Origin of the sequence: Nitrosomonas sp. Is79A3, from assembly GCF_000219585.1 — a bacterium.
Taxonomy (GTDB): domain Bacteria; phylum Pseudomonadota; class Gammaproteobacteria; order Burkholderiales; family Nitrosomonadaceae; genus Nitrosomonas.
The window spans coordinates 1755303-1767766 of the sequence record NC_015731.1 but is presented as its reverse complement, the minus strand read 5'-3'; the positions used below and the strand labels follow the sequence as shown (position 1 = coordinate 1767766).

At 46.6% G+C, this 12464-nt stretch carries 10 protein-coding genes and 1 riboswitch; of the genes, 3 read left to right on the top strand and 7 right to left on the bottom strand.

The genetic code is table 11. The features are described 5' to 3' along the window. Positions 1-61 precede the first annotated feature (61 nt). Positions 62-418 carry an FxDxF family PEP-CTERM protein gene (locus tag NIT79A3_RS19455; protein ID WP_348225756.1) on the bottom strand — a complete coding sequence of 119 codons (357 nt, stop codon included), beginning with the start codon at positions 416-418 and terminating at the stop codon, positions 62-64. Positions 419-667: 249 nt separating this feature from the next. On the opposite strand from NIT79A3_RS19455, the gene NIT79A3_RS19450 reads away from it, so the two are divergent. After that, positions 668-895 carry a hypothetical protein gene (locus NIT79A3_RS19450; RefSeq protein WP_348225755.1) on the top strand — a complete coding sequence of 76 codons (228 nt, stop codon included), beginning with the start codon at positions 668-670 and terminating at the stop codon, positions 893-895. 275 nt (positions 896-1170) lie between these two features. Here NIT79A3_RS19450 and NIT79A3_RS08145 read toward each other — a convergent pair whose 3' ends face one another. From NIT79A3_RS08145 to NIT79A3_RS08125, 5 genes are all read right to left on the bottom strand, one after another. Further along, positions 1171-3375 (bottom strand): cytochrome c peroxidase, encoded by a 2205-nt coding sequence (locus NIT79A3_RS08145; protein ID WP_013965734.1) that lies wholly within the window; start codon positions 3373-3375, stop codon positions 1171-1173. A gap of 216 nt (positions 3376-3591) precedes the next feature. After that, positions 3592-4422 carry an FxDxF family PEP-CTERM protein gene (locus NIT79A3_RS08140; protein ID WP_013965733.1) on the bottom strand — a complete coding sequence of 277 codons (831 nt, stop codon included), beginning with the start codon at positions 4420-4422 and terminating at the stop codon, positions 3592-3594. Positions 4423-4595: 173 nt separating this feature from the next. Next, positions 4596-4674, bottom strand: a riboswitch (cyclic di-GMP riboswitch). A 380-nt stretch (positions 4675-5054) separates the two neighbouring features. Continuing rightward, positions 5055-6329, bottom strand: a complete 1275-nt coding sequence (locus NIT79A3_RS08135; protein WP_013965732.1) for an amidohydrolase family protein — start codon at positions 6327-6329, stop codon at positions 5055-5057. A 33-nt stretch (positions 6330-6362) separates the two neighbouring features. After that, positions 6363-7496, bottom strand: coding sequence for a hypothetical protein (locus NIT79A3_RS08130; RefSeq protein ID WP_013965731.1), 1134 nt, complete (start codon positions 7494-7496; stop codon positions 6363-6365). A gap of 14 nt (positions 7497-7510) precedes the next feature. Further along, positions 7511-8863 carry an alginate export family protein gene (locus NIT79A3_RS08125; RefSeq protein WP_348225754.1) on the bottom strand — a complete coding sequence of 451 codons (1353 nt, stop codon included), beginning with the start codon at positions 8861-8863 and terminating at the stop codon, positions 7511-7513. A gap of 225 nt (positions 8864-9088) precedes the next feature. On the opposite strand from NIT79A3_RS08125, the gene NIT79A3_RS08120 reads away from it, so the two are divergent. Next, positions 9089-10204 (top strand): ISAs1 family transposase, encoded by a 1116-nt coding sequence (locus NIT79A3_RS08120; RefSeq protein WP_013964816.1) that lies wholly within the window; start codon positions 9089-9091, stop codon positions 10202-10204. A 188-nt stretch (positions 10205-10392) separates the two neighbouring features. Then, positions 10393-11178, top strand: a complete 786-nt coding sequence (locus tag NIT79A3_RS08110) for an alpha/beta hydrolase (protein ID WP_013965729.1) — start codon at positions 10393-10395, stop codon at positions 11176-11178. A gap of 31 nt (positions 11179-11209) precedes the next feature. Here NIT79A3_RS08110 and NIT79A3_RS08105 read toward each other — a convergent pair whose 3' ends face one another. Further along, positions 11210-12412 carry an MFS transporter gene (locus tag NIT79A3_RS08105; RefSeq protein WP_013965728.1) on the bottom strand — a complete coding sequence of 401 codons (1203 nt, stop codon included), beginning with the start codon at positions 12410-12412 and terminating at the stop codon, positions 11210-11212. Positions 12413-12464: the final 52 nt, after the last annotated feature.

Here is a 12464-nt window from a genome sequence, read left to right as displayed (position 1 = left end):
CACAAGACCCCTCTCTTGCAAGTAAACCGAGAGCTGTTTTACAGTATTAACCGTTCAATGGCTAAATCGTGCCGCGGCGTCTGGCGCTGAAACCCAGCAAGCCTAATCCTGCCAATAGCATCGCGTAGGTTTCTGGTTCGGGTACGACTGAAACCATACCCTGAACGCCGTAGGTTAAGTCACCCCCAACTCCCCAGGTTCCCAAACCGGTCTGTTGGCTATAATCCGTGCCACCCACAAATATCGAGTAAAAACCAGGCAGTAGGTGAAAGGTTTGTGTAACTACGCCGTCAGCAACGCCGTCACCCCAAGGAAGGAGGCCGGCTAAGCTGCCGTCGTAGGCAGCTCCCATAAAGGTAAAGACAGTGGGAGAAAGCGCCAGCGGATCGCTATCGTTGGTGATGCTCCAGCTTTCCAATGCTCTAAACGAGCCCTCGGTGTTGCCAGCACCAGCTATCGTATCGCGGATGAGAGTTGATCCGACTGCAAAGTCGTGATCCGATGCCAGAGGAAGTGGTCCGGGATTTTCCGCTGTGTTATGGGCGAGACCCTGATACAGCGAAAAGCCGGGGTTAGTTATTGCGCCGCCAGTGCCGGTTGCCGCGCCCCGAAACGAGATGCTGACATCATGTTCGTCCTTTAACTCAAAGCGGTAAGCCCGTGTCTTGTGGCTGTCGCCCCAGTCGGCATCGGTGCCATCGACCCAGCCGAAGTTACCGGTAGCATTGGCGCCCGTGCGTGTTGCCGTATCCCCGATATTGGTAAAGCTGCCGAAGTCACGGCCGGTGGGGGCATTGGCGCCGTAGCCGATATGAGCCATGGCTGGCAGCGAGGTCATGCCAACGAGCAACAGTGCATATTTGAATGTATTTTTCATGAAAGACCTACTAAATAAAATTATTATAGAAATAGCACAAAAATATTTTGCGCCTTACGTGATAGAACGCATTAATTGCGTTTAACACAACAGTAGTATTTATCAAACTGCACCATGGGTCAATGTGACAAATTGTCGCATATAATTGATTATAAATAGATTTTACAGAATAGCTCAACCCCAGTTAAGCGATATTGACTTAACTGGGGAATAGGCGGATGAAAATATAAAAAAGTAATTGCCTACGGCATAGAGACAGGGATTTATCTGTTATAAATTAGAGCTTTCCGGCACTATTTTAAATAGCGATCAAATGCTTGCAACGCTTCTTTTCTTCCCTCGGCTCCAACAGCTGGAATCAACAGGAATTCATCTGCCGCAAGCGTTTCACTAATGGTGTTGGTCTCAGTAATTGCTACGTCATTTCCTACGTGGCCGTGGGGAACAGTCAACTCAGGATGATCAAACGGCGCTCTTTCAAAGCGCACGCGATCATCCGTTAAGGTTTTAAGAAAATTAAGCAAGTCCTCACGTTGTTCCGCTGAGAAACGCACGTCAACCAGAGCAAAAATCTTCGCAAATTCTTTTGGAGGCGTTTCAAAATTCCCACCCCGGATATAAAACTCCAATACTTCATCCAATGTAGCCATGCCGCCGTTATGCATATAAGGTCCTGTCAATTCAATGTTCCTTAATGTTGGAATTTTGTATGAACCCTTAGCGGCACTCAAAAATCGCCTTCGATCCGGCTTCTCTAACTCTGCCAAAGCTGCATCAACCGTTGGAATAAATGTGCCTGCTGGATTAAAGCAATTAGCGGTATCCTGCGTTTGCCTTTGTATTCCATCCGCGCGTGTAAATAGTAACGGATGGGGTATGTCACGATCGATTGCAATGGATGTATCCAAATCACAGGGCCGTACATCTGCTACATAGGGATCAACAATCCCGTTTTGATTGCCTGCTAAAAGCTGCATATATTGATCGGAGAACGATAACGGATTGCCGAATGGATCGATACCACCCAAGCCAATATCGTTTTCTACTGGTGTCACACCGGTACCGGAAAAACCAGTATCTTGAAACATCATGCCGCCGTTTAAAGATAAAGCGGTTACAACGTTCGTGGTGCTGACTCGAAAACTGGAATTCCCGAAAGCATGCGGTTTGAGTTTTTGTAAAATACCGTTCGTCACAACCGCTGATGAAGTAAAGTTGGGGCCAATATGACAAAGCGCGCAATGCGAATCACGGAAAACATCAATCCCGCGCTGCGCCGATTCGCTTAATTCAATGGGAATGCCGTGCTCATCAACAGCACTCTGATCAAAAGGAGAATCATCGGAGATCAAAGTCGACTCATACATTTGAATCGCAAGCGCAAAGAACATAGAAAAATTTGATTCTATTTGCGTATAAGGTGCGGCATGCGTCGCAGAGCTGCTGGGTGGCGGAGAGCCAAATTGGTCAGAGCGGGTATAATCCCAGTATTTGGGATTGAATGCTTGCATGACTAAGCGATAGTAACGTGTATTCAAACCTTTTTTTAAATTATCTTTAGTACTGAATGCTAGGCTGCCGAGTACGCTATCGTTCCAGTGCACGTTCTGTTGTTCCAGTGGTCTGCGATTCAGCAATTTACGCCCCAGATCGGTAAAGGTGCGCCCATGGCAAGCCATTTCAGTGTCATCCATAGGCGGAGCAATCGCCTGGGAAGCAAGCGCGGAATTGATGAGCCGTAAGCGTTGTTTGGTGACGGTACCATTGCTGTTTCTTACCCAGACGCCAGCATCGGGATCGCGGTCTCCCCAAGGACTGCTACCGTTAAAAATATTGTTGGCACGACCGTCCCAGAAATTACGAAAATTAAAAACGGCATTAATGACAGTCGGTGTATTGCGCACTGCAACTTTACGCAAGCCTTTTGCCCCGACATGAAAAACCGGGTCAGCGCTACGATCACACGTGTCGTTCTTTTCCGCAAACCATTCGACATCCCGATAAGCACCGCCAAAAGTGCCCGCGGATGAAACGACATCATCGCTGTTATAAATTGGAACACTGGTGGGATTCATCGGATCATCGATTTGATAAAATGGGAAGTCATTTTTTTTCAGAGCGGCATTGGGTCCGCGCGGGGTTCCAGCGCGACCAAGCGAGAACTCCTTAGGCAAGTCGCTGCCTCGACCGATTGGCGCAATCTGATTCTTAGTGCGCCGATCTGCGCCGGCATTAAAATGGCAAGTGGCACAGGCCACCCCATCGCTCCCGACATTGATATCCCAAAACAAGGCCTTGCCGAGTGCAATCGCTTTTTCCTTGTTAATAATGATGGGGTCAGGGCCATCCAGCAAGCCGGGCACTTCGGGAACCGGCGCACCTTTCAGTGTCATGGGAATAGGTCCGAAACCGTCAGCCTGCAAGATCGAACCGGTAAAAAAAGTGAGACAGCACACTTTGGTTAAGGTACTGATGATTTTTTTTATATTGATTAACATGATAATACTCCTCACATTCCTCGTTACTCGGCGTGAACGTCAAGGAACATCAGAATGTTTATACGTTTTTTTGAGTACGTGCTGATAGTTCTGTTAAGCATGATTCGTAGCAATGCTGCTTGAATCCTTATAGCAAACCGGTTAAATTAATTCTTCCCGGTAGAAAACGGAGCGATTCTGTAAAACGCCCCGTTTTTGCTATCGCTTTACTATTAATTAAGCGGCAGTCCTATTCAACGCATTGTGCTGTTTATTCATGCGCCAGCCAACGAGGCCCAAGCCGACCAACAGCATCGCGTAGGTTTCTGGTTCAGGTACTGCGCTAACAGTCAGGCCATACACCCCACCGGCAGAAGTATGATCAGTACCACCAATATATACAGCATACCAACCCGGTGCCAAATCATTGAATTCGAGTGTTACAGAATGTGCGCTCGTGCTACCACTCACACCATTCTCAAAAGTATTTGTCAGGCTCACGTCATTCGCGCCGTGGACAATACTCTCACCCCAGCCAGTCGTTCCAGCAGCGTGGGAGGGGCCGGAAACTGCGTAACCCAGGGTTTCCAGCACATTGCCGCCTTGACCATTCGCCATCCATAGCGTACCTGAATCCCCCATTACCCCTACTGCATTATTTGAATGTGGCGTACCAAATCCTGCCAAACTTATTTCTCCACCGAAATCCGTAGTTCCACCGTCAAATTCCGTTCCACCGGTTGCCCAAACCGTGAGACCTGGAACAAAACCTGAATCTCCAGAAACGGTTACAGTGACATCGGCTAAGTCATGGTTATTAAAAGTGAAATAGTCAGCCGTGTGAGCCCAAGCGGAATAGCTTAGACTGGGATTATCTGCATAGGAGCTCTTCAGGCCAGAATTAGCGGCGGAAATGCTGCCACCCACAAAAAGATCGTTTCCAGCAGTCCAGGCTTGAAATCCCACTGCATTAGCTGCGTATACATTGGTGCTAACCAGTGTGGCAACAGAAATAATTGCTGCGGAAACCAGCGTGTTTGTTTTCTTACCATATGAATTTTTTCGCATTTTCTTTTCTCCAAATATTTGAGACGCTACTTAAAAGATTAGACAGCGCCATAGGCTGCTTGCAGAATTAACAAGAGAGCTTCTGGCGTCTCATTAATGAATGATGATCTGGAGTCGATTGGGTGATTTTGTAACATTCCGGTTCCGGCTCCAGTTACTCCCCATCATTCGTGAGAGGCAACCCGGCCATCTCAATGAAGAGATCCGTTGGCTTTCCGGACTTACTTTGCAGTAAGGGTGGCATTAACTTTGTGAAGGGAATTATCCTGAAATATGCAATATAAACAATGCGACAAATTGTCGCGCGGCATTTTGTCACAGCATTGATAGGCTGATTTCAAAGTATGATTCTTAACAAGAAAATCAAAGAATTCCTAATAGGTAATATAGGTTTAATGGCCATCTGACGGCATAGCCAGAAGTGGAATAAGCTGAAAAAATAGGAGAAACAATCTCACGAAATATTTTGTGAAATCGCTTATAAAGGGTTCAAAACACAACGACGCGCTATTTCATATCCAATCCGAAAGTGCTTTGTATTGAAATAGCGTTCTGAAGCAATAAAATAATCGTTTTTCCCATCACGGAGGAAGATTCGGGTGGCCAATCTATTGTGGCGAAACGCAGAAGAATTAAAAATGATTGACAATTATTTCACCGCCAGAAATCACAAGATCAGGATATTCAAGATGCTTCAGACTGTGCATTGGATTGCCTTTGATTGCAATAATATCGGCAGGGGATCCAGACTGTAAGGTACCTAGCAGCGGCATGCCCAAGTGCTGGCCTGCCTTTGATGTTGCAGCACGCAAGACATCCACTAACTCCATTCGTGCCATCTGCATTAAATACATCAGCTCTTGTACATCGATACCCCAGGGAATATCCGGATGTGCAATTTCTGCACCATATAAAAATTCACCGCCCAATGCTGTCCATGTAACAGCATTGGACACCACGCCCGTACATTTTGACAAGGTGTCGATAGTGCTGACGATTTTTACATTCTGTGCTACTGCTTGTCTTAACAACGGTTCAGGGATAGGGTCACAAGGTATATGTGCCCATTCGTCAATCCCGGCATCGATTGCGATTTCCACACCCGTTACTTCCGCGACATGAGCCGACACCTTGCGATTATTTTTGTGCGCTTCATCGACAATTGCTTTCACAGTTTCCTCTGATAACAATGGCCATTTTGGTTTTGCATGTGAAGCTTTATGTGCAGGCTGGTGACGCGCATGTCCATGTGCTTTATCCGGCTGATCATGATGCGTATGACCGTGGTGAGAAGACCAAGGCGCGCCCGCCTCTCCGCCAGGCTCCAGAGCGATCTTGATCACGACAGCGCCTGCTTCAATCAGGTTGCGAACAGTTTGCCGCGCTTCTTCTGGCGTGGAAACAGCTATTGCAATACCCGTGGCACCAAGTTTTACAATTGGATAGCCCTGAGGTACGGTAATGATCGGACCGGAAGTAAGCACGCGCAAGCTGCCAGTGCCGCCATATGGCTTGTGTACCGGTCCACCCAAATCCCGGATGGTTGTGATTCCATGTTTTAGCACAGTATTCTCTGGAACATTCTGGTAGGACAAATGCGCGTGCAATTCGATAAATCCCGGCAGGACGGTCGCGTCACCCAGATCTATGATCTTCACATTGTCATTGTTATTGGCGTTAAATGATTCGCGTGGCGCAATCTGCGCTACTTGCCCATTCCTTACCAAAATCGATACATTGGTTCTGATTTCATAACCGTCGAAAACCCGAGTGGCATGAAGCAGTATCGGCATGGATACTTCTTCAGCAACGCATGGAAAGGGAGAAAAGAGGAATACAATAAGAATAAAGTACTTGGCTTGGACAGAGAATCCGGCAAATACAGGGTTGATTATCTGTTGTAGCATTTGATTTCCTTAGATTATGAAAAAAATTAGAATTTAGCACTGACCGGGCTCAATAAAACCTGTGAGCACGCAAAGTGCGGCCATAAGAAAAAAATCACCCCAAACCGACTCGACCAGTTCTTCTTTATCCTGCCCGGTTTTGTAACAACAACCCCAGAATATTCCGGGGGCTGCATTGCTCCGGTCTTTTGGGTGCTTAGCATCTTCCTGAAAACCGGTGAAGTATCCGCTGCGAATAATTGCGGTAATCTGTCGATGCGCATAAATGCGCCACTGCTCTCCATCGGGCGTGAGGCGAGCCAGTGAAAGCATAGCGAGCGATGCAATGACAGTTGCAGAAGGATCACAGAGTTGCGATGGATGATCAAGCCGGTTTGGCGGCAAGAGATCCGGACGGGAATGCCGCCAATATTCACAGGCAGTCGTAGCATAAGTTAAATAAGGCTCTCCCCATTGTGCCGCTGCCCGGCTCAATCCCAGCATAGCCCAAGCCTGACCGCGTGACCATGAACCCGGCTGACCTGTTGGAATTAAGTTGTATCCGTTAAACTGCGCGTGCGCGTGAAATGCACCATTACTCTGGTGGAATGCTGCCAGTAGTGTATCGGTATGGCGCTTTGCGATGTCTTCACAGGATTTCTGTTTATTGCTGCATAAAAGCTGGATGAGGCTGGAAAAATTATCGATCGAAATCTGCCGGTTGCCTTCTTTGCTACCGCCCAATGCGGTTCCCAGCGGAATACCATTCATCAAAGGATCAAAACCCGATACCAGCGCAGCGACAGATACTTTTGTCAGCGCGCGTGCATCGGCGTCACGAAACCAGAGCTCCCCTAGAGATGCGCCATACCAAAAAACCAGACTCCGGTTACCGGAGTCGATGCTAATTTTTGAAACCAAATTTTTGCAAATAGCCGATGCTTTGCGTTGATCAAGCGCTGATTCTGTTATTTTGGAGCGCAACCACCAGCAGGCCCCCCAAAACCCTCCAATCCACGAACCGCCTGAGGAAACACGCCACGCATTGGTATCTCCCGGTGAATAAAGAGGAAAATCGTTCAAGCACTTGTCATTGATGTTATCCATACGGTGAAACAGCAATTCAATGGCAGTGATCATTTCTTTCGGATTCAACAATTGATCGTCTGTGCTACAGGATAGGGTCATAAGATATCTCTCGCTCAAAATGCAAAATTGAAATCAACCAGGAAGTTATTCGCATCACTTTTACCTGAATAGATACTTTTCATGACATCGCCGCCAAAAGCATGGCCGAAATAAAGCCGCCATGAAAACTGTTTGCTATAGGTATGCATAAAACTGATGTCAACCAGCTGACCGATATCGCTATGACCGCCGGAAGCATTTCCCGAATAACCGAAAGCGCCAGAGTTCAACGCCGCACCCAATCCACCGTAGAGAAGATCGTTGGAATTGGCCAGTGATAACTGATGCAGGTTAATGTTCACCTGTGTCTTTGCCATAGGCGATGCGATGAACTCAATAAAAGCATCTTGTATATTCATCAGGTTGTAGAACGGGAATTTGGCGTAAAGACGTCCGCTGGGAACTGCAGAAAAGAAAGTTTGGTGTTTGCCGTCTTGCGCATTCCTATCGCCTGAACTGCGATAGTACACGGCACGTAACCAAGGCTTGAACTGAAGTTTTGTCCATTGATAACCGGCTTCCGCGGCAATCGCCCAGGCTTGATGAGATTGATCAGTCCAGTGACCAAATTGATACGCTCCCCATAATAGTCCATCGATACTGCCTGATTCCGTTTGATGAAGCGTCAATAAGTGTGCGCCTAGGGTATGAATATTTAATTTCTCTTGACTGAGTGAAGGTCTTGCAGTTGACGACCGATTGTCGATGACCTGCGTATCGCGCTGATCATCATAATTCATATAAAACAAACGGCCTTCCGTTCCTGGCAATAATGAATCTTTTTTGCTGGTAAGCGCTGCATAAAGAATATTGATATCACTGATTTGTTTTTGTCCCTGAATGGTGAGATTACCTTGAGTGGGGCGAACCCCACTGACTGTCACATTGGACTCAGGCCGATCATAGACAACTGAGAAACCATCAAAACTACGTCCGACATAAATCGCATTAAATCCGCCGATGAGACGTTTTGCGATACGTCTTCTCTTCAATCCATCGAATTTCTCATTTCCAGAGTCATATTCCATACCCTCTATCAATTGGAACCGGCCCGTTTTCACGAAGGCACCTGGCAAGCCCAGCTCATTCAACTTAAAGTTAAGATAGCCTTGTTTCAGAAAAACGTTACTTGCGTTCGCCGATTGATTGGCTAAAAAATAGGCTGCACCCAGTCCTAAAGGACCGCCTGAGGAGGAAATCGCATCATTGGGAAGACCATAAAGACCGCTATATTGCGCTTGTGCGAAACCATCTACATAGGGCGTAGACAGCATCGCCCCGAGTCTCGCGCGTAACACCCACAAATCATACGAATTATTAACCGCCGGATCTGGCCTGAAGTAATTCCATGATTCATAACTGCTCATAAACTCACCATTGATCCGCAAATATTGATTAATCTGACCCAGTGGTTTTGTTTCGCTCGTTGCTGAGGCAGTGTCGACTGATAAAAATGTAGCCACGGTGAGGTAAAAAACCAGAATCTTTCGATCTATTGCAAATAATTGAGTAACAGTGCCAGGGCAATCGGGCTAAAAGAGGCTTGAAAACAGAAACAAGATGAGGTATTAGCTTTATCATTTTGATTTCAAATGATAGAGAAACCGATAGCGTCAATTATCCATCACTTTTCAAGCATTGAAGACCCGAGAGTAGACAGGCAAAAGAAACACCAGTTACAGGATATATTTTTTATCGCCTTATGCGCTGTTATCTGTGGGGCGGACAATTGGGTGGCTATTGAAGAATTTGGCAAAGCCAAGATAGACTGGTTCACTAAATTGCTTGGTTTGCAGCATGGGATACCCGCGCATGATACCTTTGGAGATGTTTTTGCAGCGATAGACAATGAACAGTTTGGCGAGTGTTTTTCCAACTGGGTGTCTGACTTAGCCAGTCTGACTGAAGGAGAAGTCATTGCAATTGATGGTAAATGCTTAAGGCGTAGCATTGATAAGGCTTCAAGAAAGGCAGCTATCCATATGGTCAGTGCATGGGCGCAGCACAATAGCCTGGTCTTGGGTCAGGTTAAAGTGGACAATAAATCCAATGAAATTACGGCCATTCCCAAGCTGTTATCGCGACTGAATATTGCAGGAAGTGTGATTACAGTTGATGCCATGGGTTGCCAGAAAAGAATTGCTCAGCAGATTATTCAACAAGGTGGCGATTATGTCTTGAGCCTGAAGGGCAACCAGGGTAACTTACATGAAGATGTTGCCACGTATTTTACCTCGCAGTTATCGCCTGAAGCCGCCATGGTGACTGTTGATGGGGATCATGGACGCATTGAAACACGTACTATCTGTGTGACAGATGAGATCGCATGGTTAAAAGAACGTCATGCTTGGGCAGGACTACAAAGTATCATTGCGGTTACAGCAACAAGAGAATCAGAAAATAGAATCACCGGGGAAACGCGTTATTTCATCAGTAGTCTGAGCGCCAATAATCCGGCTAAACTGGAACATGCTGTTCGCGCTCATTGGGCTATCGAGAACAATTTACATTGGGTGCTTGATATTGCTTTTGATGAAGATAGCAACCGGACACGCAAAGGCCATAGTGCAGCCAATCTTGCCACTATCAGACATATTGCTTTAAACCTGATAAATAAAGAAAAAATATCAAAAGTCGGTGTAAAAATAAAACGATTAAAGGCCGGTTGGAATAATGATTATTTGCTCCGCATTATTGGAGTAATTTAAGCCCGATTGCCCTGGTAACAGTGCCGCATTGGATTGCCATCAAATAACCATTCAATTTCTGCAGTAATACTACAAATAAGAAACTGTTAAATTGTTTCAGGAAAATTACTTGATTTATCGACATAATCCCGTTTAAATTATTTCTTTGTGCTACTTTCTTTTCAATTCCAAACAAAACTTAAATAACCATGGAACATATAACCTCAAAAGACGGCACGCCGATTGCCTGTTGGCATTGTGGTACTGGAAAGCCGCTGTTACTGGTGCATGGCACAACCGGGGATCACTCCGCATGGGTATCAACACTCGCTGAGCTGCAGCAGCACTTCAATGTATGGAGCATGGACCGGCGCGGCCGCGGCCAGAGCGGTGATGTCAACAACTACACTTTGCAGCGCGAATGTGAAGATATCGCCGCTGTCGTTGATGCGATCGGTGGCAGCGTCCATCTTCTCGGGCATTCTTTTGGCGGACTTTGTGCTTTGGAATCTACGCTTATGACTTCAAACATAAATAAACTCGTCCTTTATGAACCATCGATTTCACTGACAGGAAGCGACTGGTCGACGGAACTTGAATTACGGCTGCAAAAGCTGCTGGATAATGGGAACCGCGAAGAATCCCTGTTACTATTTTTTCGTGATCTGCTCAAAGCACCCAATCAGGAGATTGTTGCGTTGCAAGCGGGATCAAATTGGCCAATCCGAATTGCCGCAGCGCACACTATTCTGCGCGAGTTGCAAAGTATCGATCGCTATGTTTTTAAGCCACAAAGATTCCATTCGTTGCAAAATCCGGTTTTACTCCTGGTCGGTGGAGACAGTCATCCGCGCCGCTATGCTACTGCAGAGACACTTCAGCAAAGCTTGTCCAACAGCCACATGGGCATTCTTCCCGGTCAGCAACATAGCGCTATGAGAACGGCGCCGGATTTGTTTGTTCATGAGGTGATAGAATTTCTTAAAGCGACATAGCGATCAACAATTAAAACAGGACAATCTACAGTTACGTTAATGCTTGCACTTTATGCCGGCGCACCGATGCCAATATCACTGTCATCATACAAGCGGCACACAACACGCTGATCAACGCTCCCCAACTCAACAGTAAATTACCGGAATAACCGGACAATGCAGCATATAGTGGAGGACCCAGCGCAAAACCAGAAAAGAAAGCAAACGAAACATAGCTGGATGCAGTCGTCACTGGACCGAAGGCCGGGTCTCTAATCAACATACTCATTGCTATCGCATTAGTCCCCACTGCAGTCAGACCAACGCCAACTGCACCTACCCATAAGCGCCAGTGACTTTCCGGATCTGTATGCATGGTAATCGCCATGGCACAAGCGGCAATCGCGATAAGGCCGAAAAGCAGCAATGATTCATCCTTGAGCTTAGCGCCCATCGGCGTCAGCATGATTCTGGAGAACATTCCCATGATCCCGAAAACAGCAATAAGCATATCGGCCCAAAACAGCGGCATGCCATGTTGTGATGCAAAGGTTGGCAAGAAAGTGACGAATGCGGAGAGTGCTATGCCGACGCAAAACTGAATACCCATTAACCACAGCAATAATGAAGTTGGAGCTGAGAATGTCAGCCCATTACCTGCTCTTGTGTGTTGCTTGGGAATAATAAAAAGTGTCGTAATCACAAATAACACAGCCACTGGAACAATGATGCTAAATGCAGTACGCCAGCCATAATGAAACGCGATCGCAGGTAACACCAAGCCAGCAAAAAGTGCTGCAAGCTGAACGCCGGACTGTTTAAGTCCTACTACTCTGGCTTTTTTCTCGGATGGAATCTGCTGTGCGATGAGTAAATTGGTGACCGGATTGGCAAGTGCCTGTGCGATCCCGCAAATCGCTGCAGCTACGACTAAGCCATAGAAATTTTCAGCCAGTGCAATCAGCGTAAAAGCGGCTGCGATGGCATAAAAAAGTACCAGCAATGCGGATCGTGAACCGATGTAATCGACAATAGCGCCAGCGCACAGCGATAAAACGGCTGCCAAACCAAATGAACTCATCACCAGATAACCTAACAATTCCGGCTCGAAATGCAAATCCTGACTCAAGAGTGGTCCGAGTGTGCTGGTGGCATATAAGATGAGCATGGGTAATGTCATCGCGAATACCAAAACAATCTGCAGCAGACGTTCAACAATTGCTGAATTCGGTAACTTACTGGAAGCTATTGACATAACGGGTGACCTGAAAAGAAAATCTCATCACTATTCAACTGATCCATTGGAA

What these genes read in the sequence shown, in the direction of transcription:
- NIT79A3_RS08145 (WP_013965734.1), bottom strand. Translation starts at nt 3,375, where the DNA reads ATGTTAATCAATATAAAAAAAATCATCAGTACCTTAACCAAAGTGTGC.
- NIT79A3_RS08135 (WP_013965732.1), bottom strand. Translation starts at nt 6,329, where the DNA reads ATGCTACAACAGATAATCAACCCTGTATTTGCCGGATTCTCTGTCCAA.
- NIT79A3_RS08130 (WP_013965731.1), bottom strand. Translation starts at nt 7,496, where the DNA reads ATGACCCTATCCTGTAGCACAGACGATCAATTGTTGAATCCGAAAGAA.
- NIT79A3_RS08120 (WP_013964816.1), top strand. Translation starts at nt 9,089, where the DNA reads ATGATAGAGAAACCGATAGCGTCAATTATCCATCACTTTTCAAGCATT.
- NIT79A3_RS08110 (WP_013965729.1), top strand. Translation starts at nt 10,393, where the DNA reads ATGGAACATATAACCTCAAAAGACGGCACGCCGATTGCCTGTTGGCAT.
- NIT79A3_RS08125 (WP_348225754.1), bottom strand. Translation starts at nt 8,863, where the DNA reads ATGAGCAGTTATGAATCATGGAATTACTTCAGGCCAGATCCGGCGGTT.
- NIT79A3_RS08140 (WP_013965733.1), bottom strand. Translation starts at nt 4,422, where the DNA reads ATGCGAAAAAATTCATATGGTAAGAAAACAAACACGCTGGTTTCCGCA.
- NIT79A3_RS08105 (WP_013965728.1), bottom strand. Translation starts at nt 12,412, where the DNA reads ATGTCAATAGCTTCCAGTAAGTTACCGAATTCAGCAATTGTTGAACGT.